Genomic DNA, 24714 nt, shown 5'->3' with positions numbered 1-24714 from the left:
AAAGCCGACCCTGAGGTCGGCTTTCTTGTGCAGCTCAGGCCATCAACCCGCCCGGCGCAACAACCACACACCGGCCAAGGCACAGATGCCCGCCGGGATCACCACCGCCAGCAGCGGCGGGAAGCCGAACACCTGGCTTGAAGGCCCCAGCAGGTCCTGGCCGATGCGGAACACGAAGCCCACCAGCACACCGGTGAACACGCGCTGCCCGAGGGTTACCGAGCGCAGCGGGCCGAAAATGAAGGAAATTGCCATCAGCACCAGTGCCGCAGTCACCATCGGCTGCAGTACCTTGGTCCAGAACGCCAGCCAGTAGCGGGCATTGTTCAAACCCTGGTCAGACAGGTAGTGGATGTAGTCCCACAGCCCGGTAATCGACAGCGACTCCGGCGCCAGGATCACGGTATTGAGCAGCTCTGGCGTGAGCGAAACGTCCCAGCGCTCTTGCGGCGCGCTGACGACTTCGGTGTGGTCGCCACGGAAGTAGGTGGTGCGCACGTCGGCGAGCAGCCAGTGGTCGTTCTGGTACTGGGCACGGCGGGCGAAGCTCGACGTGACGATCTTGCGCTCGTTGTCGAAGCGGTAACGGGTCACCCCCAGCAGCAAGCCGTTAGGCTGCACGGCGTTGATATGCACGTACTCTTCACCCTGACGGTGCCACATACCGCGCTTGGAGCTTTGCGCCTCACCACCGCCCTGGGCCAGGGAGCGGTCGGCCTGGGCCTTGTTCTCGGTCACCGGTGCCACGTATTCACCGATCAGCAGGCCGACCAGCATCAGTACCAGCATCGGCTTCATCACCGCCCAGACGATACGGCCGATGGAAACGCCGGCCGCACGCATGATGGTCAGCTCGCTGCTGCTGGCCAGGCTACCCAGGCCGATCAGGCAGCCGATCAGTGCCGCCATCGGCAGCATTTCGTACAGCCGCCGCGGTGCGGTGAGCAGGACGAAGTTGCCAGCCTCCATCACCGTGTAGGTATCACTCAGGTCGCTCATCTCGTCGATGAAGGCGAACAGCGAAGCCAGGCCGAGGATGATTCCCAGCACAGCCAGGATGGCCAGCAGCACGCTCTGGCCGATATAGCGGTCGAGCTTAGCCATGGGCCACCTCCGCACGACGGGCAGCGCGTTTGAGGCGCAGCGGCTCCCAGTACATCAGCCCCAGGCCGATCAGCAGGAACAGACCGTGGACCCACCACATGCCCAGGCCGATCGGAAGTTTGCCCTTCTCGAGGGCACCGCGTACGGAAATCAGCATTGTCAGGTAGGCCATGTACAGAAGAATTGCCGGCAGCAGCTTGAGGAAGCGGCCCTGACGCGGGTTGACCCGGGACAGTGGCACCGCCAGCAGGGTGACGACGAACACCAGGATCGGCAGCGACAACCGCCATTGCAACTCGGCACGCTCACGCAGGCCCTTCTTGCCGATCAACTCGGAGGTAGGGATGGCTTCACGTTCGGTGACTTCCTCGCTGACTTCCGGCTTGGGCAGCAGCACGCCATAGGTGTCGTACTTGATGGCACGGTAGTCGGCCTGGCCCGGGTTACCGTCGTAGCGGTAACCGTTTTCCAGCACCAGATAGCGGTTGCCGTCGGCCTGGATTTCCTGGTGGCCCTTTTCCGCGACCAGCACCGACGGCGCGCGGTCCTTGGTCTTGTCCTGGTTGAAGCGCTTCTCGGAAATGAACACCCCGGCCAGGTTGATGCGGTCATCCGACAGCTGCTCGGTATAGGTTACCCGCGAGCCGTCACGCAACGTCTGGAAGCGGCCAGGCACCAGGGTGTCGAACTCGGTCAGCGCGTCTTGCTGGGCGATGATCTGCTGCACCTGGGCCACGCCCAGCGGTGCAAGGCTCAGGCTCAGCCAGGCCACCAGCAGGGCGACCAGCGCGGCCGGCACCATGGTCAGGCCCAACAGGCGCTGCTGGCTCATGCCGGTGGCCGACAACACGGTCATCTCGCTTTCCAGGTACAAGCGCCCGTAAGCCAGGAGAATGCCAAGGAACAGCCCCAGCGGCAGGATCAACTGCAGGAAACCCGGCAACCGGAAGCCCATGATCAGGAACAGCACGCCCGGGTCGAGCACGCCCTGGGCAGCCTGGGCCAGGTACTTGATGAAGCGCCCGCTCATGATGATCACCAGCAGCACAGCGCTGACGGCGCTCAAGGTCACCAGGACCTCGCGGGACAGATAACGAAAGACGATCAAACCAGACACTCCTGGGTTGTCAGGGCGGACTGCCATGCAATGGCGCCAAACAATGACTTAGTACATCCAAGACCAATGCCGGTTCGCCAAAGGCGAACCTCCATGTAAAGTGCGCGCATTATCCTGTGATTGACCGCCCCTGTCACTTGGCCGCGCATGAACGCGCATAACGGGGTTGTCAGCACGCTTGCCGCAGGCTCAAACTGGCAGCTTTTCCGCTGGCGCGCGACTAAGCGGCCAGGCCCGTCCAGAGCGCTGGCACACACAGCGCCATTCGTATCGATCATTCGGGGATCCTGACATGGAACTGGTTGTAAAAAGCGTAGCTGCTGCATCCGTAAAAACCGCCACACTGGTCATTCCGGTAGGTGAAAACCGCAAGCTCGGTGCTGTGGCCAAGGCTGTCGACCTGGCCAGCGAGGGTGCCATCAGCGCAGTGCTCAAGCGCGGCGACCTGGCCGGCAAGCCGGGCCAGACCCTGCTGCTGCAGAACCTTGCGGGCCTGAAGGCCGAGCGCGTGCTGCTGGTAGGCAGCGGCAAGGATGAAGCCCTGGGCGACCGTGCCTGGCGCAAACTGGTTGCCAGCGTGGCCGGCGTACTCAAGGGCCTGAACGGCGCCGATGCAGTGCTGGCACTGGACGATGTGGCGGTCAGCAACCGCGACGCCCATTACGGTAAATACCGCCTGCTGGCCGAAACCCTGCTCGATGGCGAATACGTCTTCGACCGTTTCAAGAGCCAGAAGGCCGAGCCGCGCGCCCTGAAAAAGGTCACCCTGTTGGCCGACAAGGCCGGCCAGGCCGAAGTCGAGCGTGCGGTCAAACACGCCAGCGCCATCGCCACCGGTATGGCTTTCACCCGCGACCTGGGCAACCTGCCACCTAACCTCTGCCACCCAAGCTTCCTGGCCGAGCAGGCCAAGGACCTGGGCAAGGCGCACAAGGCGCTGAAGGTCGAGGTGCTGGACGAGAAGAAGATCAAGGACCTGGGCATGGGTGCGTTCTATGCCGTGGGCCAGGGCAGCGACCAGCCTCCACGCCTGATCGTGCTGAATTACCAGGGCGGCAAAAAGGCCGACAAGCCATTCGTGCTGGTCGGTAAAGGCATCACCTTCGACACCGGCGGCATCAGCCTCAAGCCAGGTGCCGGCATGGACGAAATGAAATACGACATGTGCGGCGCCGCAAGCGTGTTCGGTACGCTGCGTGCCGTGCTGGAACTGCAACTGCCAATCAACCTCGTGTGCCTGCTGGCCTGCGCCGAAAACATGCCAAGCGGCGGTGCCACCCGCCCAGGTGACATCGTCACCACCATGAGCGGCCAGACTGTGGAAATTCTCAACACCGACGCCGAAGGCCGCCTGGTGCTGTGCGACACCCTGACCTACGCCGAGCGCTTCAAGCCGCAGGCGGTGATCGACATCGCCACCCTGACCGGCGCCTGCATCGTCGCCCTGGGCAGCCACACCTCCGGCCTGATGGGCAACAACGACGACCTCGTCGGCCAGTTGCTCGACGCCGGCAAGCGCGCCGACGACCGTGCCTGGCAGTTGCCGCTGTTCGATGAGTACCAGGAACAGCTGGACAGCCCGTTCGCCGACATGGGCAACATCGGCGGGCCGAAGGCCGGCACCATCACCGCGGGTTGCTTCCTGTCGCGCTTCGCCAAGGCTTACAACTGGGCGCACATGGACATCGCCGGTACCGCCTGGGTCAGTGGCGGCAAGGACAAAGGCGCCACCGGCCGCCCAGTGCCTCTGCTGACCCAGTACCTGCTGGACCGCGCTGGCGCGTGACGCCGTGAGGCCGGTGGCGCCTTGTGCGCCACTGGCCGGCGATTCTCACCATGAGCAAAGTCGACTTCTACATCTTGCCCACCGACTCGCTGTCGGCGCGGCTCGATTTCGCCTGCAAGCTGTGCGAAAAGGCCTGGCGCCTCGGCCACCGGGTCTACCTGCACTGCCAGGACGCGGAACAGCGCAGCGAGCTGGACCAACGCTTGTGGCGCTTCAAGGGCGAGGCGTTCGTGCCCCACGACCTGGCCGAAGTGCATGCCGATGCCGGCGTGGCCCTGGGGCTGGCAGACAGCGCCGGCGAGCACCGCGACCTGCTGATCAACCTGGGCGCCAGCGTGCCGGGCTTTGTCGGCCAGTTCGAGCGGGTGGCCGAAATCGTGGTTGAGGAGCCTGGCATCCGCCAATCGGCCCGAGAGCGATTCCGTTTCTACCGTGAACAGGGCTATGCTCTGCAAGACCACCGCTTACAGCGACTTTGACGACGATGGACAAGCCCTCCCCTTTGCCCGACTCCGCCCATCTGCTCGATGACCTCGAGTCGATCCGCCAGCTGCTTGGCGACGCCGATCTGCAACCGCCGCTGCTGACCGAAACGGTGGAGCAGATTCCGTTGCTGCTGGAAGAGCCTGCCGGCAACCCAGCACCGGTTGCCGAACCGGTGGCTGCCGAACCCGAGGACGACCCGCAAACCCGCCGCCAGGACACCCTGCTGCACCTGGAGAGCGAACTGCGTGCCGCGGCGCAGATGATCATGCAGGACGTGATCAACGACTTCACCCCGCACATCGAGAACGAGATCAAGCGCCGGCTGGATGCGCGGATCGAGCGGTTGATCAAGCGTTCGGAGTAAGCCTGAATTTCGGCGGTGCCTGCTTCGCGGGCAAGCCCGCTCCCACAGGGTCGCCACAAGTCTTGAAGGCTGTGGTGATCCTGTGGGAGCGGGCTTGCCCGCGAAGCAGACGCCGACGCACTGCCAGATAGCAGCAGCTTGTCGCCTGCGGCCCCCACCTTGGTTATACTTCCCGGCTTTCCCGAATAAATGCACAGGGTCCCGCCGCGCATGGATAAGACCTACCAGCCGCACGCCATCGAAACTTCCTGGTACAACACCTGGGAGTCCGAGAACTATTTCGCCCCACAAGGTGCAGGCGAGTCCTACACCATCATGATCCCGCCGCCGAACGTGACCGGCAGCCTGCACATGGGCCATGGGTTCAACAACGCGATCATGGACGCCCTGATCCGTTTCCGCCGCATGCAAGGCCGCGACACCCTGTGGCAGCCAGGCACCGACCACGCCGGTATCGCCACGCAGATGCTGGTCGAGCGCCAGCTCGAAGCCAAAGGCCAGAACCGTCATGACCTGGGCCGCGAGAAGTTTCTGGAAAAGGTCTGGGAATGGAAGGACCAGTCCGGTGGCAACATCAGCCGCCAGATCCGCCGCCTGGGCTCTTCGGTAGACTGGAGCCGCGAGCGCTTCACCATGGACGACGGCCTCTCCGAAGCCGTTAAAGAAGCGTTCGTGCGCCTGCATGAAGACGGCCTTATCTACCGTGGCAAGCGCCTGGTCAACTGGGATACCAAGCTGCACACGGCCATCTCCGACCTCGAAGTGGAAAACCACGACGAGAAGGGCCACCTGTGGAACCTGCGCTACCCGCTGGCCGACGGCGCCAAGACCGCCGAAGGCAACGACTACCTGGTGGTTGCCACCACCCGTCCGGAAACCCTGCTGGGTGACGCGGCCGTTGCGGTCAACCCGAATGACGAACGCTACCAGGCACTGATCGGCAAGTTCGTCGAACTGCCACTGGTAGGCCGCCGCATCCCGATCATCGCCGACGACTACTGCGACCCTGCGTTCGGTACCGGCTGCGTGAAGATCACCCCGGCCCACGACTTCAACGACTACGAAGTCGGCAAACGCCACAACCTGCCGCTGCTGAACATCTTCGACAAGAACGCCTTCGTGCTGGCCAGCGCCCAGGCCTTCAACCTCGACGGCAGCATCAACGAGCAGGTTGATACCCGACTGCCAGCCCAGTACGCCAACCTCGACCGCTTCGTCGCGCGCAAGCAGATCGTTGCCGACCTGGATGCCCAGGGCCTGCTGGTGAGCATCGACGACCACGCCCTGAAGGTGCCGAAAGGCGACCGTTCGGGCACCGTGATCGAGCCGTGGCTGACCGACCAGTGGTACGTCTCCACCAAGCCGCTGGCAGAACCTGCCATCGCCGCCGTGGAAGATGGCCGTATCCAGTTCGTGCCCAAGCAGTACGAGAACATGTACTTCTCCTGGATGCGTGACATCCAGGACTGGTGCATCAGCCGCCAGCTGTGGTGGGGTCACCGCATCCCGGCGTGGTACGACGAGGCCGGCCAGGTCTACGTTGGCCGCAACGAGGAAGAAGTGCGCGCCAAGCACAACCTGGGCGCCGACGTGGCCTTGCGCCAGGACGACGACGTACTCGACACCTGGTTCAGCTCGGGCCTGTGGACCTTCTCCACCCTGGGCTGGCCGGAGCAGACCGAGTTCCTCAAGAAGTTCCACTCCACCGATGTATTGGTGACTGGCTTCGACATCATCTTCTTCTGGGTTGCGCGCATGATCATGCTGACCATGCACCTGATCAAGAACGAGGACGGCACCCCGCAAGTACCGTTCAAGACCGTTTACGTACACGGTCTGGTGCGTGACGGCCAGGGCCAGAAGATGTCCAAGTCCAAGGGCAACGTACTGGACCCGCTGGACATCGTCGACGGCATCACCCTCGACGCCCTGCTGGAAAAACGCACCAGCGGCATGATGCAGCCCAAGCTGGCCGAGAAGATCGCCAAGCAGACCAAGGCCGAGTTCCCTGAAGGTATCGCCAGCTACGGCACCGACGCCCTGCGCTTCACCTTCTGCTCGCTGGCCTCCACAGGCCGCGACATCAAGTTCGACATGGGCCGCGTCGAAGGCTACCGCAACTTCTGCAACAAAATCTGGAACGCCGCCCGCTACGTGCTGGACAAGGGCGAGGACTGTGGCCAGAACGGCGAAGCTTACGAACTGTCGCTGGCTGACCGCTGGATCATCTCGCAACTGCAGCGCACCGAAGCCGAAGTGACCCGCCAGCTGGAGCAGTTCCGCTTCGACCTGGCCAGCCAGGCGCTGTACGAGTTCATCTGGAACCAGTACTGCGACTGGTACCTGGAGCTGTCCAAGCCGGTACTGTGGGACGAAAACGCCCCGGTCGAGCGCGCCCGTGGCACCCGCCGCACCCTGGTGCGCGTGCTGGAAGTGGCGCTGCGCCTGGCGCACCCGTTCATGCCGTTCATTACCGAAGAAATCTGGCAGCGCATCGCGCCGCTGGCCGGTATCGAAGGCAAGACCATCATGCTGCAGCCGTGGCCGGTGGCCAATGAAGCCCGCATCGACGCCGCCGCTGAAGGTGACATCGAGTGGCTCAAGGAACTGATGGTCGGTCTGCGCAACATCCGCGCCGAAATGAACATCGGCCCAGGCAAGCCGCTGCCGCTGTTCCTGAAGAACGCCAACGCCGACGACCAGCGCCGCCTGCTGGAAAACGAAGCGCTGCTGAAGAAGCTGGCCAAGGTGGAGTCGTTCACCGTGCTCGGCGATGCCGATGAAGCGCCGCTGTCGGCCACCGCCCTGGTCGGTGACCTGCAAGTGCTGGTGCCAATGGCCGGCCTGATTGACAAGGATGCCGAGCTGGCGCGCCTGAACAAGGAAATCCAGCGCCTGCAAGGCGAAGTGGCACGCGTGGGAGGCAAGCTGTCCAACGCCGCCTTCGTCGACAAGGCTCCGCCTGCGGTGATCGAGAAGGAACGTGCCAAGCTGGCCGAGTCTGAACAGGCCCTGGCCAACTTCACCGAGCAGCATGCGCGCATCGCTGCGCTGTAATCAAAAGTGAAGCCATAGCGGGCTGCTTTGCAGCCCATCGCCGGCAAGCCAGCTCCCACAGGAATGCACCGTACCTGTGGGAGCTGGCTTGCCGGCGATGCTTTTCAGGACCCCACCATGACTCAGAAACCCACCCTGCACCCGCGTAATCGCCACCAGGGCCGCTACGACTTCCCCAGCTTGATCAAGGCCCATCCGGACCTCGCGCGCTTCACCATCACCAACCCTCACGGCAAACCCAGCATCGACTTCGCCAACCCTGAAGCCGTGCGGGTATTCAACCGTGCCCTGCTCAAATCCCAGTACGGCATTCAGCACTGGGACATTCCCGCCGACTACCTATGCCCACCCATCCCCGGCCGCGCCGACTACATCCACGTAGCCGCCGACCTATTGGCTGAAGACAATGCTGGCGAAGTCCCCAGAGGCGCCCAGGTGCGTGCGCTGGATATCGGCGTGGGTGCCAACTGCATCTACCCGTTGCTGGGCCACAGCGACTACCGCTGGCGCTTCCTGGGCTCGGACATCGACCCTGTTGCCCTGGCCTCAGCCAAGGCCATCGTCCAGGCGAATGGTCTTGGCAAGGCCATCACCCTGCGCCAACAGGCCAACCGCACGCACATCCTCAGCGGCCTGCTGCAGGATGACGAACGCTTCGACCTGACCCTGTGCAACCCGCCCTTCCATGCCTCACGCGAAGAAGCCACCCGTGGCAGCCAGCGCAAGTGGAAGAACCTGGGCAAGCAAGACCCCAAGCGCAAGCTGCCTGTGCTCAACTTCGGTGGCCAGAACAATGAACTGTGGTGCGAGGGCGGCGAAATCCGCTTTGTTACCCAACTGGTCGGCGAGAGCGTGCAATACGCCGAGCGGGTGCTGTGGTTCACCAGCCTGGTGTCCAAGGCCAGTAACTTGCCGGGCATCGAGACCGCACTGAAGAAGGCAGGCGCCAAGGCCGTACGCATCATCGAAATGGGCCAGGGGCAGAAACAGAGCCGCATGGTCGCCTGGAGCTTCCTTGACGATGCCACGCGCCGGGCCTGGCACGCCCAGCGTAAATCACAGGCATGAAAAAACCGCGCCCGGGCAAGCCGGGCGCGGTTTCGTCAACACTTCAACAATTACTTGTTGATGGCGTCGGTCAGCACTTTGGCTGGAACGAACTTGACGACTTTCTTGGCAGCGATTTCGATGGCAGCACCAGTCGAAGGGTTGCGGCCGGTACGGGCAGGACGCTCGGAGACTTTCAGCTTGCCGATGCCTGGCAGGGTGATTTCAGCGCCGTTTTCCAGTTGGTCGGCAACGATCTGGCCCAGTTGCTCCAGAGCGTTCTTGGCGGTGGCTTTTGGCGCGGCGATCGATTCGGCGATGTCGGCAATCAGTTGGTCTTTGGTCAATGCCATGGTGGTGTTCCTTCCCTATCAAATTCGATGGTTATGCAGCGAACTACGACGTTATCGGGCCAGCCCCTGAAAGTGGAGGGCCGCGCCAATCGCGTATGTAGATACGTAAATCGGCGTTTGGTTCGACACGACGACAGCACGCTGCCAGCAATGCGCCACACGAGGGGCACAAGACCGCGCAAAACTACCACAGGAGCAGATAAATATCCGCTGCGCACTTCGATTTAATGCAGGTTTTTCGGGGGTTTTAGCTTAAAACGCACAAAATTGAACAAAAAACGAACAACCGACATATCTGCCAACATACGGCCACTGCATCACCTTGCGTCTAGGGTAAACTTGGCAACTTTTGCAGCTCGCCGAGAATCCCATGCCAATCCGTCATTGCATCGTTCACCTGATCGACAAAAAGCCTGATGGCAGCCCCGCGGTGCTGCATGCTCGCGACTCCGAACTGGCCGCCTCCGATGCCATCGAGAACCTGCTGGCCGACCTCAATGACAGCTACAACGCCAAGCAAGGCAAGGCCTGGGGCTTTTTCCACGGTGAGTCGGGCGCCTACCCACTGAGCGGCTGGCTGAAGCAGTATCTGGACGAAGAAAAGGACTTTACCGCCTTCAGCCGCATTGCCGTGGAACACCTGCAGAAGCTGATGGAAGAGTCCAACCTGTCCACTGGCGGCCATATCCTGTTCGCCCATTACCAGCAAGGCATGACCGAATATCTGGCCATCGCCCTGCTGCACCACAGCGAAGGGGTAGCGGTGAACGCCGAACTCGACGTGATGCCTTCGCGCCACCTCGACCTTGGCCAGTTGCACCTGGCGGCACGCATCAACCTGTCGGAGTGGAAGAACAACCAGAACTCCAAGCAGTACATCTCGTTCATCAAGGGCAAGAACGGCAAGAAAGTGTCGGATTACTTCCGCGACTTCATCGGCTGCCAGGAGGGTGTAGACGGCCCGGGCGAAACCCGTACCCTGCTCAAAGCCTTCAGTGACTTCGTCGAGAGCGAAGACCTGCCGGAAGAGTCCGCCCGCGAAAAGACCCAGACCCTGGTCGAGTACGCCACCACCCAGACCAAGCTGGGCGAGCCGGTAACGCTGGAAGAGCTGTCCAGCCTGATCGACGAAGACCGGCCCAAAGCGTTCTACGACCACATCCGCAACAAGGACTATGGCCTGTCGCCAGAAATTCCGGCGGACAAGCGCACCCTCAACCAGTTCCGCCGCTTCACCGGGCGTGCCGAGGGCCTGTCGATCAGCTTCGAGGCACACTTGCTGGGCGACAAAGTGGAGTATGACGAGGCGGCAGGCACCCTGATCATCAAGGGGCTGCCGACAACGCTGGTGGATCAGTTGAAGCGGCGCAAAGACTAATCCCCTCAAAGCCGGTAAAGGAGGCCACCAGCGCCTCCTTTGCCGATTTGCGCAGCCGCTTTACCAGCCGCTCCTGGCGCAAAGCCTCGCCTTTATCCGGCCATTGCTCCACATACACCAGTGCTTGGGCCGGACTGGTCTTGAAGTAGCGGGCGCCCTGCCCTTTCTGGTGCGCCGCAAAACGCCGCTGAGGGTCATCGCTGATGCCACAGTACAGCGAGCCGTTGGCGGCCCTTACCAGATAGACATACCAGGGTTTGCCAACAACGGATTCGACGGTTTCACTCACCTTGGGCCTGCTGGAATGCGCGCAGTCCCTTGAATGCCTGCAGGCGAACCTTGTTCTGCACCAGGGGCGACCAGCCCAGCAATACGCCAGGCATACCCAAAGCCTGCCGCGACCAGCGCCACAGGTCGAAGGTGTCGTCATGCTGGCAGATCAGCCCATCACGAATGACAAAACGCGCCTGGATGTCGTTGACCACAACACGGTCGGTCTGGGTGAACAGGTAGGTGGCCACCCAGTGCGCGCCGCCACTGCGCTCATCGGCGCGGACGCTGTCGAACGTCAGGGTGAAGTTCTTGGCGCGGCGGGTGAGCATACGCCACATATCGCCTGCATCCTTGCCGCGCAAGGTACCGAAGACCGGGTCGCTGAAAACAATATCGTCGCTGTAGCAGGCCACCATGGCCTCGGCGTCCAGGCGCTGGAAGGCCTGGTAGAAGCGGGTGATCAGGTCGCGGTTGGCGTCGCTCATGGGGCAGGTCCGTCCTGGGGTCGAAACCAGCACGATAATCTGCCCCGATGGCTTATGCCAGTACCGGCCCTATCGCCGGCAAGCCAGCTCCCACAGGTACGGCGCAGGTTTCAAGGCATGCGCTATACCTGTGGGAGCTGGCTTGCCGGCGATAGGGCCAGTGTTGCCAACAGTGGCTTCAGACTTTTTCGCTAGTCACCTGCACATGCAACGCCCGCCCGGCACCCAGCCCGAACACGATGGCACCAATCCCCAATACCGCAAAAATCCAGCCCAGCGCCGCCCAGCCCCCGGTAAGGTCATGTACCAGCCCCACCGCAAACGGCCCCATCGACGCCAGGGTGTAACCCACGCCCTGCGCCATGCTCGACAGGTTCGCCGCTACATGCGCGTCTTTCGAACGCAGCACAATCAGGGTCAGCGCCAGGGCAAAAGTACCGCCCTGCCCCAGGCCCAGCACCACGGCCCATCCCCACAGCCCCGAAACCGGCGCATACAGGCAACCGAACAGGCCCGCCAGGGTAATCAGCATGACCAGCACGATCGCCAGGCGTTGGTCCTTGCCACGGGTGGCCAGCCAAGGCGCACTCAGCGAGCTAATCAACTGCACGATCACCGACCCCGACAGCACCAGCCCAGCCTCGGTTGGGCTCAAGCCACGGCCTATCAGGATCGATGGCAACCAACCGAACACGATGTAAGCCAGCGATGACTGCAAGCCCATGTACAAGGTCACCTGCCAGGCCAGCGGATCGCGCCACAGGCCCCGTACCCGGTAGGCCACCTTGTGCAGGCCATGCCCCTGGCGGGCCTGTGGCAGCCACACCAGCATCGCCAGCAAGGCCGGCAGCACCCAGAAGCCCAGCCCAAGTGCCCAGCTACCGCCAAAATGCTGGGCCAACGGTACGGTAGCCCCCGCCGCCATGGCGGCGCCCAGGCACAACGCCATGGTGTACACGCCGGTCAGCGTGCCAGCGTGCTGCGGGAAGTCGCGCTTGACGATACCCGGCAGCAGCACGCCGATAATGCCAATGCTGGCCCCCGCCATCAGGCTGCCGAGGAACACGCCAACGGCGCCGAAGGCGCTTCGCACCCCGATACCCAGCGCCAACGTGACAAGAATGCCGAGGATCACCCGCTCACTGCCAAAACGCCGCGCCAGCACGGGTGCCAGCGGGGCGAACAGCCCCAGGCACAGCACCGGCAAGGTGGTCAGCAAGCCGGCCTGCGAGGCACTCAGCCCCAGCCCTTCAGACACCACCCCCAGCACCGGCGCCATGCTCGACAACGCCGGGCGCAGGTTCAGGGCCACCAGCACCAGGCCCAGCAACAACAGCCAGGGCCGCCGCAACACTACAGGCTGCTGCTGCACCTGCTCGTCGTCAGCCTCGGCATCGATCAGCAGCTCATCGAGGTCCCGCTCGTTCGGCGGGGTATTGCGGGTGATGGATTCAGCCATGGCCTTCTCGGTGTCAGGATTCGATGAGGGTACGGCTCAGGCGCTTGGCCCGCTCCGCGTCGCGTTGTTCGATGGCTTCGAGGATCTGCCCGTGCAGGTCGAACGTGGCCTGGCAGCGCGGAACAGTCGCCATGTTGCGTTGCAGCGCGGCAGCCACCACCCCGGAAAAGTAGCGATACAGCTCGCTTAACGCCGGGTTGTGGGCGGCATCGACCAACCGCTGGTGGAACACCAGGTCGCAGGCCACATAAGCATCGACATCCCCATGAAAGTGCCCGGCGCTGCTGGCCAGCGCATCGCGCAGCGCCTGCAGATCGGCATCGGTACGGCGCAGCGCCGCCAAGCCGATGGCTTCGGCTTCGAGGATGTGACGGGTTTCCCGGGCCTGCTCAGCGGTGCAGCGAGACATCGCCTGCACCGCCTGCAGCGGGTCCAGGGCCGTGCGCAGGTAGCTACCGTCACCTTGGCGAATTTCCACCAGGCCACTGAACGCCAGCACACGCATGGCTTCGCGCACGGTATTGCGGCTGATGCCCAGTTGCAGGGCCAACTCCGGCTCGGTAGGCAGTCGCTGGCCAACCTGCCAGTCGCCCAGCACGATGCGCTCACGCATGCGATCCACGGCAAGCTCAACCAGGGAACGCTTGGTCAGCTCTGTATTCATTGCATTCAACCAATCATCCGATGAATTTGCACAGCTTACTGGAGGGCGGTCGACGCCGCAAACCACCTGACATTTCTGCCAGTTGTGAACAAACCCCGTTGTTGCAACGCTCGCGGTGTACTTTCAAGGGCGTCCTGACATGCGACTCACTAGCCTGCTGTTACTGCTGCTTCTGGCCATACTCCCGGGTTGCGAACCGACCCGACACCCAAGCCGCCCCAAGGCCTTGTTAATCGGCCTCGACGGGGTGCAGCTTGATCGCTACCTGCAATTGGGCGACGCGACCAACCTGAGGCAGCGGCTGTATTACGGCAAGGCCTATACGGGTGGCATCAACGGCAAGGCCAGCGAGCAACTGACCTTGAGCGGCCCGGGATGGGTCACGTTGCTGACGGGTGTCTGGAGCAACAAGCACGGCGTCAGCAACAATGCCGAGTCATTGCGGGTAGACCCGTCGTTTCCCAGCCTGTTCAAACGGCTGCGACTGGCCATGCCGAATGCCTACCTGTCCAGCGTGGTCGGCTGGTCACCGCTGAACACGGCCTACCTGCTGGAAGACGCCCATGGCGCGGATGTACGTGAGAGTGGTTTATCAGATGCACGAGTCATCGAGCGAACGCTGCAGATCCTGGACAATACACCCGCCGACTTCACCTTCATTCAACTCGATGAAGCGGACCAGGCTGGCCACGACAGCGGCTTTGGCAAACGCTATCAACAGTCGTTGCGCACCCTCGACAGCCAGATCGGCCATTTGCTGGACAAGGTCGATGAGCGCCAACGCCTGAACCCGCAGGAAGACTGGCTGGTGATCGTCAGTACGGACCATGGGCGGGATTACTGGGGCAAAGCGCATGGCGGCATTTCGGAGCAGGAAAAAACCATTTTCATTGCCAGTAACAAGCCGTTGAACCAGGAGCTTTCGCAACCCGGCATTCCAGCGGAAAACCCTGGGCCGAACCACTTGTACAGCCTGCCCGCGCAAACCTCGGTCGCCCCCACCGTGTTACGTCACATGGGCCTGAAACTGCTGCCGGAATGGCTACTGGATGGCACACCCTTGCTGGGTGATACCGGCGTGCGCAAGATACGGGTCGACGAAAACAAAGGGCGGGTACGCTGGAACAGCAATGCGCGCGGCTACCTGACGATACTCAAGAACGGGCATGTGGTTGCGCAAGTACCGGCCAAGGACGGGCAATGGACCGACCCGGAAGGCATGGGGCAGGAGAACGACTATGTGCTGGTGCTCGATGGCACCCCGGCAGCGGTGCGCAATCGGCCGGCGGGCAAGGCGTTTGCCATTGAAGAGAGTAGCTATTAGGCCTTTGGGGCCGCGTTGCGGCCCATCGCCGGCAAGCCAGCTCCCACATGGCCCGCGCAATGCTGAAGTTCTGCACTGTACCTGTGGGAGCTGGCTTGCCGGCGATGGGCTGCAAAGCAGCCCCAGACAGGTCAGTTCAACGCATCAAGCAACGCCTGGTTCATCTCTGGCGTGCCGATGGTAATGCGCAGGAACTGGGCAATACGTTGCTGCTTGAAATGACGCACGATCACACCCTGCTCGCGCAGGCGTGCCGCCAGCTCGGCAGCATCCTGCTGAGGGTGACGGGCAAAGATGAAGTTGGCGGCCGAAGGCAACACTTCAAAGCCCTTGGCTTGCAACTGCCCGACCAAGGCTTCGCGGCTGTCGATCACTTTACGGCAGGTTTCTTCGAAGTACTCACGGTCTTCGAACGCCACCGCAGCACCTACGATCGCCGCTCGGTCCAGCGGGTAGGAGTTGAAGCTGTTCTTGATCCGCTCCAGTGCCTCGATCAGGTCCGGATGCCCCACCGCCAGGCCAACCCGCAGGCCAGCCAGCGAGCGCGACTTCGACAGCGTCTGGGTGACCAGCAGGTTGTCGTAGCGGTCCACCAGGCTGATGGCCGTCTCGCCGCCGAAATCGATGTAAGCCTCATCCACCACCACCACCGAGTCACGGTTGGCCTGCAGCAACTGCTCCACTGCCTGCAGCGGCATCAGGCAACCTGTCGGCGCGTTGGGGTTGGGGAAGATGATGCCGGCGTTGGGCTTGTTGTAGTCCTCGATGCGGATCTGGAACTGCTCGTCCAGCGCCACCTGCTCGAAGGCAATACCGTAGAGGCCACAGTAGACCGGGTAGAAGCTGTAGCTGATGTCCGGGAACAACAACGGTGCATCGTGCTGGAACAGGCCGTGGAAGATGTGCGCCAACACCTCATCCGAGCCGTTGCCGACAAACACTTGCGCCGGGGTTACGCCGTAGTAGTCGGCCACCGCTTGCTTGAGGCGGTCACCGTTCGGGTCCGGGTAAAGGCGCAGGTTATCGTTCAACTCACCGCGCATGGCCTCCAGCGCCTTGGGCGATGGGCCATAGGGGTTTTCGTTGGTGTTGAGCTTGACCAGACGGGCCAGCTTGGGCTGCTCGCCCGGCACATAAGGCACCAGGTCCTTGACGAAGGGGCTCCAGAATCGACTCATGCTCAGTTCCCCTTCTCTTGGGTCAGGATACGGTATTCAGCGCTGCGGGCGTGGGCGGTCAGCGACTCGCCACGGGCCAGGATCGACGCGGTGTGGCCCAGCTCGGACGCACCCTGCTCGGAGCAGAAAATGATCGACGAACGCTTCTGGAAGTCATACACCCCCAGCGGCGACGAGAAACGTGCGGTGCCGGAGGTCGGCAACACGTGGTTGGGACCGGCACAGTAATCGCCCAGCGCTTCGCTGGTGTGGCGGCCCATGAAGATCGCGCCAGCGTGGCGAATGTGCGGCAACCAGGCTTGCGGGTCGGCCACCGACAGTTCCAGGTGTTCCGGCGCAATGCGGTTGGCCACCTCCATTGCCTGTTGCATGTCACGCACCTGAATCAGTGCACCACGGCCGTTGATCGACTTCTCGATGATTTCGGCACGCTCCATGGTCGGCATCAGCTTGTCGATGCTGGCGGCAACGCGGTCGAGGAAGGCGGCATCCGGGCTGACCAGAATGGCCTGGGCGTCTTCGTCGTGCTCGGCCTGGGAGAACAGGTCCATGGCGATCCAGTCCGGGTCGGTCTGGCCATCGCACACCACAAGAATTTCCGACGGGCCGGCAATCATGTCGATGCCCACCTGGCCGAACACATGGCGCTTGGCAGTGGCAACGTAGATGTTGCCAGGGCCGACGATCTTGTCCACCTGCGGCACGCTTTCGGTACCGTAGGCCAGCGCGGCAACAGCCTGGGCTCCGCCGACGGTGAACACGCGGTCGACACCCGCAATGCACGCGGCCGCCAGCACCAGCTCGTTGACCTCACCACGCGGGGTCGGTACCACCATGACCACTTCGGCCACGCCGGCAACCTTGGCCGGGATGGCGTTCATCAGCACCGACGACGGGTACGACGCCTTGCCGCCTGGCACATACAGGCCAGCACGGTCCAGCGGGGTGACCTTCTGGCCAAGCACAGTGCCGTCGGCCTCGGTGTACTGCCAGGAATCCTGCTTCTGCCGCTCGTGGTACATGCGCACGCGATTGGCGGCTGTCTCCAGGGCTTCGCGCTGGGCCGGGGTGATGCGGGTCAGCGCCAGTTCCAGGCGTTCACGATTGAGGATCAGGTCGTCAATCGACTTGGCATCTACGCCATCAAAGCGCTGGGTGAACTCGACCAGCGCCGCATCACCGCGCTCACGCACGGCCTTGATGATGTCGAGCACGCGCTGGTTGACCGCGTCATCGGACACACTTTCCCAGCTCAGCAGATGATCCAGATGTCGGGCGAAATCCGGATCAGCGGCGTTGAGACGGGCAATTGCAGTGGACACGGTCATGGCGAGGGCCTCGATTATTAGCGAATGCTCAGGCGCCCTAGGCTACCAGTCCATCCGCGCGGGCACCCGAGAAAAATGGCTATGACGCGGATAGACGGGCGCGACAGCGAAGGCCGCGCGCAGGAGTCAGCCGCGGTGTCGCGATTCGACCGCTTGACGAAGCGTGTCGATCAGGCTCTGGATACGGGCGTGCTGCATTTTCATGGAGGCCTTGTTGACCACCAGGCGCGAGCTGATCGTGGCGATCAGTTCCTGGGGTTCCAGGCCGTTGGCACGCAGGGTGTTGCCGGTGTCGACCACGTCGATGATCTTGTCGGCGAGGTTGATCAGCGGTGCCAGCTCCATCGAGCCGTACAGTTTGATGATGTCGACCTGACGCCCCTGTTCGGCATAGTAACGCTTGGCTACGTTGACGAACTTGGTGGCCACGCGCAGGCGGCCCTTGGGCTCAGGAGCGCCAACCGCGCCAGCCGTCATCAGCTTGCACTGGGCAATCTGCAGGTCCAGGGGCTCATACAGGCCCTGGCCGCCGTACTCCATCAGCACGTCCTTGCCGGCCACACCCAGGTCGGCGGCACCATGCTCGACATAGGTCGGCACGTCGGTAGCACGCACGATCAGCAGGCGCACGTCGTCCTGCGTGGTGGGGATGATCAGTTTGCGGCTCTTGTCCGGGTTCTCGGTCGGCACGATACCGGCCTCGGCCAGCAACGGCAGGGTATCGTCGAGAATACGGCCTTTGGAAAGCGCGATGGTCAACATTGGAACGTCGGTCCTTAAGCGGCTGCTGCCGGCCAGGTCATCGACCTGGCCGCATTCAATTCAAAGGGTGCGTCCATGCACCTTCGGGCTACTAGCCCGGTACGCGGCGGATTTTCGCGCCGAGCATCTGCAGTTTCTCTTCGATGCACTCGTAACCACGGTCGATGTGGTAGATGCGATCGATCAGGGTATCGCCTTCGGCAACCAGCGCCGACAGCACCAGGCTGGCGGAAGCACGCAGGTCGGTGGCCATGACCGGGGCACCCTTCAGCGCTTTTACGCCAGTGACGATGGCAGTGTTGCCTTCGACCTGGATCTGCGCGCCCATGCGGTGCATTTCGTAAACATGCATGAAACGGTTTTCGAAGATGGTCTCGATCACCGCGCCCGTGCCTTCGGCAATGGCGTTCAGCGAGATGAACTGCGCCTGCATGTCGGTCGGGAACGCCGGGTACGGAGCGGTACGCAGGTTGACGGCTTTCGGCCGCTTGCCGTGCATGTCCAGCTCGATCCAGTCTTCGCCGGTGTTGATGTCAGCGCCGGCTTCCTTGAGCTTTTCCAGTACGGCTTCAAGGATGGTCGGGTCGGTGTCCTTGACCTTGACACGGCCGCCGGTCACGGCAGCAGCGACCAGGTAGGTACCGGTCTCGATGCGGTCCGGCATCACGCGGTAGTTGGCCGAGTGCAGGCGCTCGACGCCATCGATGGTGATGGTGTCGGTGCCAGCGCCCTGGACGTTGCCACCCATGGCGTTGATGAAGTTGGCCAGGTCGACCACTTCCGGCTCACGCGCGGCGTTCTGCAGCACGCTGCGGCCTTTGGCCAGGGCAGCGGCCATCATGATGTTTTCGGTACCGGTCACGCTGACGGTGTCGAAGAAGAAGTGCGCACCGCGCAGGCCACCCTCAGGCGCCTTGGCCTTGATGTAGCCGCCTTCCACTTCGATTTTCGCGCCCATGGCTTCGAGGCCACGGATGTGCAGGTCGACCGGGCGTGAGCCAATGGCGCAACCGCCAGGCAGGGCCACTTCGGCTTCGCCGAAACGGGCAACCATCGGGCCCAGCACCAGGATCGAGGCGCGCATCGTCTTGACCAGCTCGTAAGGCGCGACCAGGGTCTTGATGGTACGTGGATCGATCTCCACCGCCAGCTTTTCGTCGATCACAGGCTCGATGCCCATGCGGCCGAACAGCTCGATCATGGTGGTGATGTCGTGCAGGTGCGGCAGGTTGCCCACGGTGACCGGGCCGTCAGCCAGCAGGGTAGCCGCCAGAATTGGCAGGGCTGCGTTCTTCGCGCCCGAAATGCGGATCTCGCCGTCAAGGCGAGCGCCGCCAGTAATAATCAGTTTGTCCATTGGAATCTCGCCGCCAAGTTGGCTCAGGTGCGCTCAGCCCAGGCTGCGCTGCTGAAAAATTTCATGGTTACCGCATGGATGCTGCCATTGGCAATCCACGGATTCAGGTGAGCATAGATCGCCTGCTGGCGTTTGACCGGGCTCAGGCCAGCCAACTCGTCGCTGATCACGTTCAACTGGAAGTTGCAGCCTTCGCCTTCAACTTCGACCCGGGAACCCGGCAATTTCTCTTCAAGGAAGCTTTTAACTTCTACGGCCTGCATGCTCAACCTCAATCGGCGCCCGATGCGCACGGGTCGGCCATCATACAAAAAAGCCCCTCGCCTGCGAAGCCCAACGAGGGTTTCGCTGACCGAGGGGCCATCATCCGCGCTGGGCCATCAGGTTGCCAGCACTTCATCGAGGTCATAGACCCCGGCAATTTCCCGCATGTCGTCGGGCATGCTGCGCACCTGGCAGCCTTTGCCGGCGGCCTGGGCGTCGCGCATGAATGCCAGCAACAGCGACAGACCTACGCTGGTGGAGTGCTGCACCGCCGAGCAATCCAGCACCAGCTGCGCCTCGCGGCAAGCCGCGATCAGTGCCTTGCCCTGCTTGCGCAGGACCGGGCCGCTACGGTAATCCAGCACGCCGGCCAGGCGCAGCACGCCCGGCTCGGCCATGCTTACAGCGGCCTCACTCATTTGACGGTCTTCTCTGGCGAGCTGTCGGCAGCCTGCTTGGCCTTTGCCACTTCACCGGCCCAACCATCGATGGTCTTGTCCAGGTCGTTGCCGTTGCGCTGCATGGCATCGGCGAACTGGTCGCGGAACAGCTTGCCGATGTTGATGCCGTTGACGATGACGTTACGCACTTTCCATTCGCCACCCAGGTTTTCCAGAGTGTACTGCACTGGGTATACGGCGCCATTGTTGCCGGTGACCTTCATGCCTACGGAAGCGCGCTTGCCGTCATCGGCTTTGGCCGGGTCTACGACGATACCCTGGTTGTTGTACTCCAGCAGTGCGTTACCGTAGAACTGGAACAGGCTGCGCTTGAAGTTTTCCTGGAAGCGCTGCATCTGCTCGGGCGTGGCCTTGCGCGAGTACTTGACGGTCATGATGCTTTTGGAAATACCGTCGGCATCGACCACCGGCGCAAGGATCCGGTCAAGGGTGTCGTAGAAAGCTTGCGGGTTGGACTTGTACTGCTCCTTGTTGGCCTTGAGCTCACTCAACAGCTCGGTGGTGGTGCTCTGCACCACGTCGTGCGGCGACTGCGCGGCCAGTGCCATCAGAGGGAAGGCCGCCAGCAAAACCAGCAGACCACGTCGCAGGATCGAAATCATGGAAACTCCTTAATTAGCCGGTTGCGCTTCTTTCGGTTCCTTGCCAACGGAGTTGAGCAGGAACTTGCCAATCAGATCTTCCAGCACCAGTGCCGACTGGGTGTCGTGGATGGTCGCACCGTCCTTGAGCACCTGGTCTTCGCCGCCCACGCTGATGCCGATGTACTTCTCGCCAAGCAAGCCGGCGGTCAGGATCGAGGCAGTGGAGTCGGTCGGCAGGTTGTCCACCGACTTGTCCAGCTGCAGCGTCACCCGACCGGTGTAGGAATCACGGTCCAGATCGATGGCGGTAACCTTACCGATCGTCACACCGGCCATGGTCACTTTAGCTCTGACCGTCAAACCGGCGATATTGTCGAAGTAGGCATAAACTTTATAGGTATCGCTGCTCGGGCTGGCCGACAGCCCGCTGACACGCAGGGCCAGCAGCAGCAGCGCCAGGATCCCGGCCAGGAGGAACAGGCCGACACCGATTTCCAGGGTGCGGTTTTGCATCAGAAATCTCCAAACATCAAGGCGGTCAGAATAAAGTCCAGACCCAGCACTGCCAACGAGGCATAAACCACGGTCTTGGTGGTGGCACGGCTGATCCCTTCTGAGGTGGGCTCACAGTCGTACCCCTGGAATACGGCGATCCAGGTCGTGACGAAGGCGAACACCAGGCTCTTGATCAACCCGTTGAGCACGTCGTCGGTAAAGGAAACACTGTTCTGCATGTTGGCCCAGAACGAGCCCTCGTATACACCCAGCCAGTCCACGGCCACCCACGAGCCACCCCAGATGCCGACCACGCTGAAGATCAGCGCCAGCAGCGGCAGCGAGATGAAACCGGCCCAAAGGCGTGGCGCGACGATGTACTTGAGCGGGTCGACGCCGATCATTTCCAGGCTCGACAGCTGCTCGGTGGACTTCATGTTGCCAATTTCAGCGGTCAGTGCGGAGCCTGCACGGCCAGCGAACAGCAACGCCGTCACCACCGGACCAAGCTCGCGCAGCAGGGTCAGGGCGACCATCTGCCCCACCGCCTGCTCCGAACCGTATTTGGTCAGGATGCTGTAGCCCTGCAGCGCCAGCACCATGCCGATGAACACCCCGGACACGACGATGATCGCCAGCGACAGCACGCCTACCGAGTACAGCTGTTTGGTCAGCAACTGGAAACCGCCGCCGATGCCGCCGCGGCCGATCAGTGCATGGAACAGGAACAGGCAGGAACGCCCCAGTACCGCCAGCACGTCGATCGCCGAGCGACCCAGCAGGCGGACACGTTCAAGTAAGGATCTTCTGCGCATCAACGCGCCCCCAGCAGGTCGGCGCGGTAATCAGGCGCAGGAAAGTGGAAGGGAACCGGGCCGTCCGGGTCGCCCTTCATGAACTGGCGAATCCGTGGGTTGTCCGACCCCATCAGCTCATCGGGCGTGCCCTGGCCCAACACCTGGCCGTCCCCCACCACATAGATGTAGTCGGCAATGCTGGCGGTTTCTGCCAGATCGTGGGACACGACGATGCTGGTGATGCCTAACGCATCGTTGAGCAGGCGGATCAGGCGCACCAGTACGCCCATGGCGATCGGGTCCTGGCCGACGAACGGTTCGTCGTACATGAGGATCTGCGGGTCCAGGGCAATGGCCCGGGCCAGCGCCACACGGCGCTTCATACCGCCAGACAGCTCGTCGGGCATCAGGTCGATGGCACCGCGCAGCCCCACGGCCTGCAGCTTCATCAACACGATGTCACGGATCATCTCGTCCGACAGCTGGGTGTGCACGCGCAGCGGGAACGCGACGTTCTCGAACACATCGAGGTCGGTGAACAGCGCGCCGCTCTGGAACAGCACACCCATCTGCTTGCGGGCGTCGAACAGGTCGCTGCGCGACAGCGTCGGCAGGTTTTGCCCGGCAACCCATACCTCACCGCTGGAGGGGCGCAGCTGTGCGCCCATCAGGCGGAGCAACGTGGTCTTGCCGCAACCCGATGGCCCCATGATGCCGGTGACCTTGCCGCGCGGGATGCGAATGTCGACGTTGCTGAAAATGCTGCGCGAACCGCGTTTGAAGGTAACCCCCTTCAACTCGACCGCGTAGGCGCTATCCACACTCATCTAGACTCCTTGCTAGTGCAGCCTCGTCCTAATGGACGCCGGCCTCCATCAGGAAGGCACACGCACCCCTGGCAGGCCGAATAGCGGCGAACTATAGCACCGCTGACAGCGCCGCCCCAAGGCCGGGCAACGAGTCGTTCAGCCCTGAGACAGGCTTTGATGACATTCGCTACAGCAATCGAAAGGGTGAGGGTTTTTGTCATTGCGCGTATAATCGCGGCCTTTTCATCAGGCATTGCTTTTTCGACATGAGCCAATCCAGCGAGCTGATCCAATCCGCCCAACGCACCCTGCGCCTGGAACTCGAGGCCGTAGAGGCCCTGCTGGCGCGCATCGACGACAATTTCGTCAAGGCCTGCGAACTGATCCAGGCCTGCAAGGGCCGGGTTGTCGTGGTCGGCATGGGCAAGTCCGGACACATCGGCAACAAGATCGCCGCCACCCTGGCCAGCACCGGCACCCCGGCATTTTTCGTGCACCCGGCCGAAGCCAGCCATGGCGACATGGGCATGATCACCCGCGAGGATGTCATCCTTGCCCTGTCGAATTCCGGCAGCACCGCAGAGATCGTCACCTTGCTGCCCCTGATCAAGCGCCTGGGCATCAAGCTGATCAGCCTCACCGGCAACCCGGATTCGCCGCTGGCCCAGGCCGCCGAGGTCAACCTTGATGCCCGCGTCGAGCAAGAGGCCTGCCCGCTGAACCTGGCGCCCACCTCCTCTACCACGGCATCGCTGGTATTGGGTGACTGCCTGGCCATCGCCCTGCTCGAAGCCCGAGGCTTCACCGCCGAGGACTTTGCCTTCTCGCACCCGGGCGGCGCACTGGGCCGACGCCTGCTGCTCAAGGTCGAAAACGTGATGCATGCCGGCGACGAACTGCCTCAGGTACCGCGTGGCACCCTGCTCAAGGACGCGCTCCTTGAAATGTCCCGCAAAGGTTTGGGCATGACCGTGATTGTCGAAGCTGACGGCAAGCTGGCCGGGATCTTCACCGACGGCGACCTGCGCCGCAGCCTGGACCGCAACATCGACGTACACACCACCCTGATCGATCAGGTCATGACCGTGCATGGCAAGACGGCACGTGCCGAAATGCTTGCCGCCGAAGCCCTGAAGATCATGGAAGACCACAAGATCGGCGCCCTGGTGGTGGTGGATCGCGAAGACCGCCCCACCGGCGCCCTGAACATGCACGACCTGCTGCGCGCCGGCGTAATGTAAGGAGCGATGGAATGAACCAGGACCTCATGCAACGCGGCAAGCACATCAAGCTGGCAGTGTTCGACGTGGACGGCGTGCTCACCGACGGGCGCCTGTACTTCCTCGAAGACGGCAGCGAATTCAAGACCTTCAACACCCTCGACGGCCAGGGCATCAAGATGCTCATGAATTCGGGCGTGACCACCGCGATCATCAGCGGCCGCAAAACCCCGGTGGTCGAGCGCCGCGCCAGAAACCTCGGCATCCCGCACCTGTACCAGGGCCGCGAGGACAAATTGGTCGTGCTTGACGGCCTGCTCGCCGAACTGGGCCTAAGCTATGATCAAGTAGCCTACCTGGGCGACGACCTGCCGGACCTGCCGGTCATTCGTCGGGTAGCATTGGGCATGGCCGTGGCCAACGCCGCGCCGTTCGTTCGCCAGCACGCCCACGGCGTGACCCAGGCACGCGGCGGCGAGGGGGCGGCCCGTGAATTCTGCGAACTGATCATGCAGGCCCAGGGCACCCTGGACACTGCCAACGCCAATTACCTGTAAGGCTG

Annotated in this window: 26 protein-coding genes; 9 read left to right on the top strand and 17 right to left on the bottom strand. The window is 62.6% G+C overall.

Annotated features, from left to right (window positions below; all coding sequences use genetic code 11):
- Positions 1–42: 42 nt before the first annotated feature.
- The gene (lptG, locus tag N436_RS17105; RefSeq protein ID WP_016713114.1) at positions 43–1104 is read right to left on the bottom strand and encodes an LPS export ABC transporter permease LptG; all 1062 of its coding nucleotides are present in this window, start codon (positions 1102–1104) and stop codon (positions 43–45) included.
- Positions 1097–2212, bottom strand: coding sequence for an LPS export ABC transporter permease LptF (gene lptF / locus N436_RS17100; protein ID WP_016713115.1), 1116 nt, complete (start codon positions 2210–2212; stop codon positions 1097–1099). Before lptF ends, lptG begins: the two co-directional genes overlap by 8 nt.
- A gap of 301 nt (positions 2213–2513) precedes the next feature.
- On the opposite strand from lptF, the gene N436_RS17090 reads away from it, so the two are divergent.
- From N436_RS17090 to rlmF, 5 genes are all read left to right on the top strand, one after another.
- Complete coding sequence (locus N436_RS17090) at positions 2514–4007, top strand: leucyl aminopeptidase (protein ID WP_105946915.1); 1494 nt, start codon at positions 2514–2516, stop codon at positions 4005–4007.
- A 50-nt stretch (positions 4008–4057) separates the two neighbouring features.
- Positions 4058–4486: a DNA polymerase III subunit chi gene (locus N436_RS17085; protein WP_019098191.1), complete on the top strand. Its 429-nt coding sequence runs from the start codon at positions 4058–4060 to the stop codon at positions 4484–4486.
- Between the two features lie 5 nt (positions 4487–4491).
- Positions 4492–4857: a DNA polymerase III subunit chi gene (locus tag N436_RS17080; protein WP_105946916.1), complete on the top strand. Its 366-nt coding sequence runs from the start codon at positions 4492–4494 to the stop codon at positions 4855–4857.
- Between the two features lie 210 nt (positions 4858–5067).
- Positions 5068–7914 (top strand): valine--tRNA ligase, encoded by a 2847-nt coding sequence (locus tag N436_RS17075; RefSeq protein ID WP_110741597.1) that lies wholly within the window; start codon positions 5068–5070, stop codon positions 7912–7914.
- A gap of 117 nt (positions 7915–8031) precedes the next feature.
- Positions 8032–8982 (top strand): 23S rRNA (adenine(1618)-N(6))-methyltransferase RlmF, encoded by a 951-nt coding sequence (rlmF, locus tag N436_RS17070; RefSeq protein ID WP_110741596.1) that lies wholly within the window; start codon positions 8032–8034, stop codon positions 8980–8982.
- 50 nt (positions 8983–9032) lie between these two features.
- Here the strand turns inward: rlmF and N436_RS17065 are convergent, their stop codons facing one another.
- A complete protein-coding gene (locus N436_RS17065; RefSeq protein WP_003255106.1) occupies positions 9033–9314 on the bottom strand; it encodes an HU family DNA-binding protein in 282 nt (93 codons plus the stop codon).
- Positions 9315–9684: 370 nt separating this feature from the next.
- On the opposite strand from N436_RS17065, the gene yejK reads away from it, so the two are divergent.
- Positions 9685–10692 carry a nucleoid-associated protein YejK gene (gene yejK, locus N436_RS17060; RefSeq protein WP_019098188.1) on the top strand — a complete coding sequence of 336 codons (1008 nt, stop codon included), beginning with the start codon at positions 9685–9687 and terminating at the stop codon, positions 10690–10692.
- On the opposite strand, the gene N436_RS17055 is transcribed toward yejK, so the two are convergent.
- The 4 genes from N436_RS17055 to N436_RS17040 form a co-directional block, all read right to left on the bottom strand.
- Complete coding sequence (locus N436_RS17055) at positions 10640–10981, bottom strand: GIY-YIG nuclease family protein (RefSeq protein WP_110741595.1); 342 nt, start codon at positions 10979–10981, stop codon at positions 10640–10642. The genes yejK and N436_RS17055 overlap by 53 nt on opposite strands.
- On the bottom strand, positions 10974–11450 hold the full coding sequence (locus N436_RS17050; RefSeq protein ID WP_016713123.1) for a nuclear transport factor 2 family protein: 477 nt from the start codon (positions 11448–11450) through the stop codon (positions 10974–10976). The genes N436_RS17055 and N436_RS17050 overlap by 8 nt, the downstream gene beginning before the upstream one ends.
- A 178-nt stretch (positions 11451–11628) precedes the next feature.
- Positions 11629–12909: an MFS transporter gene (locus N436_RS17045; RefSeq protein WP_110741594.1), complete on the bottom strand. Its 1281-nt coding sequence runs from the start codon at positions 12907–12909 to the stop codon at positions 11629–11631.
- A 13-nt stretch (positions 12910–12922) separates the two neighbouring features.
- Entirely contained in the window at positions 12923–13573 is a 651-nt protein-coding gene (locus N436_RS17040; RefSeq protein WP_105946922.1) for a FadR/GntR family transcriptional regulator, read from the bottom strand.
- A 139-nt stretch (positions 13574–13712) separates the two neighbouring features.
- On the opposite strand from N436_RS17040, the gene N436_RS17035 reads away from it, so the two are divergent.
- Positions 13713–14897, top strand: coding sequence for an alkaline phosphatase family protein (locus N436_RS17035; protein WP_105946923.1), 1185 nt, complete (start codon positions 13713–13715; stop codon positions 14895–14897).
- 131 nt (positions 14898–15028) lie between these two features.
- Here the strand turns inward: N436_RS17035 and hisC are convergent, their stop codons facing one another.
- From hisC to N436_RS16985, 10 genes are all read right to left on the bottom strand, one after another.
- Positions 15029–16075, bottom strand: coding sequence for a histidinol-phosphate transaminase (gene hisC / locus N436_RS17030; RefSeq protein WP_105946924.1), 1047 nt, complete (start codon positions 16073–16075; stop codon positions 15029–15031).
- 2 nt (positions 16076–16077) lie between these two features.
- Complete coding sequence (gene hisD / locus N436_RS17025; RefSeq protein WP_105946925.1) at positions 16078–17403, bottom strand: histidinol dehydrogenase; 1326 nt, start codon at positions 17401–17403, stop codon at positions 16078–16080.
- 126 nt (positions 17404–17529) lie between these two features.
- On the bottom strand, positions 17530–18165 hold the full coding sequence (gene hisG / locus N436_RS17020; RefSeq protein WP_016713129.1) for an ATP phosphoribosyltransferase: 636 nt from the start codon (positions 18163–18165) through the stop codon (positions 17530–17532).
- Positions 18166–18256: 91 nt separating this feature from the next.
- Complete coding sequence (murA, locus tag N436_RS17015; RefSeq protein ID WP_016713130.1) at positions 18257–19522, bottom strand: UDP-N-acetylglucosamine 1-carboxyvinyltransferase; 1266 nt, start codon at positions 19520–19522, stop codon at positions 18257–18259.
- Positions 19523–19545: 23 nt separating this feature from the next.
- Positions 19546–19785: a BolA family protein gene (locus tag N436_RS17010; protein WP_003255121.1), complete on the bottom strand. Its 240-nt coding sequence runs from the start codon at positions 19783–19785 to the stop codon at positions 19546–19548.
- Positions 19786–19902: 117 nt separating this feature from the next.
- Positions 19903–20205, bottom strand: coding sequence for a lipid asymmetry maintenance protein MlaB (locus N436_RS17005; protein WP_105946926.1), 303 nt, complete (start codon positions 20203–20205; stop codon positions 19903–19905).
- Entirely contained in the window at positions 20202–20849 is a 648-nt protein-coding gene (locus N436_RS17000; RefSeq protein WP_016713132.1) for a phospholipid-binding protein MlaC, read from the bottom strand. Before N436_RS17000 ends, N436_RS17005 begins: the two co-directional genes overlap by 4 nt.
- Positions 20850–20858: 9 nt before the next feature.
- A complete protein-coding gene (gene mlaD, locus N436_RS16995) occupies positions 20859–21344 on the bottom strand; it encodes an outer membrane lipid asymmetry maintenance protein MlaD (protein ID WP_016485045.1) in 486 nt (161 codons plus the stop codon).
- Entirely contained in the window at positions 21344–22141 is a 798-nt protein-coding gene (mlaE, locus tag N436_RS16990; RefSeq protein ID WP_016713133.1) for a lipid asymmetry maintenance ABC transporter permease subunit MlaE, read from the bottom strand. Before mlaE ends, mlaD begins: the two co-directional genes overlap by 1 nt.
- Positions 22141–22950, bottom strand: coding sequence for an ATP-binding cassette domain-containing protein (locus N436_RS16985; RefSeq protein WP_012270662.1), 810 nt, complete (start codon positions 22948–22950; stop codon positions 22141–22143). Before N436_RS16985 ends, mlaE begins: the two co-directional genes overlap by 1 nt.
- Before the next feature lie 248 nt (positions 22951–23198).
- Between N436_RS16985 and N436_RS16980 the strand changes: the two genes are divergently transcribed.
- Both N436_RS16980 and N436_RS16975 read left to right on the top strand, forming a co-directional pair.
- Positions 23199–24173: an SIS domain-containing protein gene (locus N436_RS16980; protein WP_016713135.1), complete on the top strand. Its 975-nt coding sequence runs from the start codon at positions 23199–23201 to the stop codon at positions 24171–24173.
- A gap of 11 nt (positions 24174–24184) precedes the next feature.
- The gene (locus N436_RS16975) at positions 24185–24709 is read left to right on the top strand and encodes an HAD family hydrolase (protein ID WP_110741593.1); all 525 of its coding nucleotides are present in this window, start codon (positions 24185–24187) and stop codon (positions 24707–24709) included.
- Positions 24710–24714 lie beyond the last annotated feature (5 nt).

It is taken from the genome of Pseudomonas sp. RV120224-01b (genome assembly GCF_003208145.1).
Lineage (GTDB): Bacteria > Pseudomonadota > Gammaproteobacteria > Pseudomonadales > Pseudomonadaceae > Aquipseudomonas > Aquipseudomonas monteilii.
This window is presented reverse-complemented; position numbering and strand designations above follow the sequence as displayed.

What these genes read in the sequence shown, in the direction of transcription:
- lptG (WP_016713114.1), bottom strand. Translation starts at nt 1,104, where the DNA reads ATGGCTAAGCTCGACCGCTATATCGGCCAGAGCGTGCTGCTGGCCATC.
- N436_RS17090 (WP_105946915.1), top strand. Translation starts at nt 2,514, where the DNA reads ATGGAACTGGTTGTAAAAAGCGTAGCTGCTGCATCCGTAAAAACCGCC.
- N436_RS17085 (WP_019098191.1), top strand. Translation starts at nt 4,058, where the DNA reads ATGAGCAAAGTCGACTTCTACATCTTGCCCACCGACTCGCTGTCGGCG.
- N436_RS17080 (WP_105946916.1), top strand. Translation starts at nt 4,492, where the DNA reads ATGGACAAGCCCTCCCCTTTGCCCGACTCCGCCCATCTGCTCGATGAC.
- N436_RS17075 (WP_110741597.1), top strand. Translation starts at nt 5,068, where the DNA reads ATGGATAAGACCTACCAGCCGCACGCCATCGAAACTTCCTGGTACAAC.
- rlmF (WP_110741596.1), top strand. Translation starts at nt 8,032, where the DNA reads ATGACTCAGAAACCCACCCTGCACCCGCGTAATCGCCACCAGGGCCGC.
- N436_RS17065 (WP_003255106.1), bottom strand. Translation starts at nt 9,314, where the DNA reads ATGGCATTGACCAAAGACCAACTGATTGCCGACATCGCCGAATCGATC.
- yejK (WP_019098188.1), top strand. Translation starts at nt 9,685, where the DNA reads ATGCCAATCCGTCATTGCATCGTTCACCTGATCGACAAAAAGCCTGAT.
- N436_RS17050 (WP_016713123.1), bottom strand. Translation starts at nt 11,450, where the DNA reads ATGAGCGACGCCAACCGCGACCTGATCACCCGCTTCTACCAGGCCTTC.
- N436_RS17045 (WP_110741594.1), bottom strand. Translation starts at nt 12,909, where the DNA reads ATGGCTGAATCCATCACCCGCAATACCCCGCCGAACGAGCGGGACCTC.
- N436_RS17040 (WP_105946922.1), bottom strand. Translation starts at nt 13,573, where the DNA reads ATGAATACAGAGCTGACCAAGCGTTCCCTGGTTGAGCTTGCCGTGGAT.
- N436_RS17035 (WP_105946923.1), top strand. Translation starts at nt 13,713, where the DNA reads ATGCGACTCACTAGCCTGCTGTTACTGCTGCTTCTGGCCATACTCCCG.
- hisC (WP_105946924.1), bottom strand. Translation starts at nt 16,075, where the DNA reads ATGAGTCGATTCTGGAGCCCCTTCGTCAAGGACCTGGTGCCTTATGTG.
- hisD (WP_105946925.1), bottom strand. Translation starts at nt 17,403, where the DNA reads ATGACCGTGTCCACTGCAATTGCCCGTCTCAACGCCGCTGATCCGGAT.
- hisG (WP_016713129.1), bottom strand. Translation starts at nt 18,165, where the DNA reads ATGTTGACCATCGCGCTTTCCAAAGGCCGTATTCTCGACGATACCCTG.
- murA (WP_016713130.1), bottom strand. Translation starts at nt 19,522, where the DNA reads ATGGACAAACTGATTATTACTGGCGGCGCTCGCCTTGACGGCGAGATC.
- N436_RS17010 (WP_003255121.1), bottom strand. Translation starts at nt 19,785, where the DNA reads ATGCAGGCCGTAGAAGTTAAAAGCTTCCTTGAAGAGAAATTGCCGGGT.
- N436_RS17005 (WP_105946926.1), bottom strand. Translation starts at nt 20,205, where the DNA reads ATGAGTGAGGCCGCTGTAAGCATGGCCGAGCCGGGCGTGCTGCGCCTG.
- N436_RS17000 (WP_016713132.1), bottom strand. Translation starts at nt 20,849, where the DNA reads ATGATTTCGATCCTGCGACGTGGTCTGCTGGTTTTGCTGGCGGCCTTC.
- mlaD (WP_016485045.1), bottom strand. Translation starts at nt 21,344, where the DNA reads ATGCAAAACCGCACCCTGGAAATCGGTGTCGGCCTGTTCCTCCTGGCC.
- mlaE (WP_016713133.1), bottom strand. Translation starts at nt 22,141, where the DNA reads ATGCGCAGAAGATCCTTACTTGAACGTGTCCGCCTGCTGGGTCGCTCG.
- N436_RS16985 (WP_012270662.1), bottom strand. Translation starts at nt 22,950, where the DNA reads ATGAGTGTGGATAGCGCCTACGCGGTCGAGTTGAAGGGGGTTACCTTC.
- N436_RS16980 (WP_016713135.1), top strand. Translation starts at nt 23,199, where the DNA reads ATGAGCCAATCCAGCGAGCTGATCCAATCCGCCCAACGCACCCTGCGC.
- N436_RS16975 (WP_110741593.1), top strand. Translation starts at nt 24,185, where the DNA reads ATGAACCAGGACCTCATGCAACGCGGCAAGCACATCAAGCTGGCAGTG.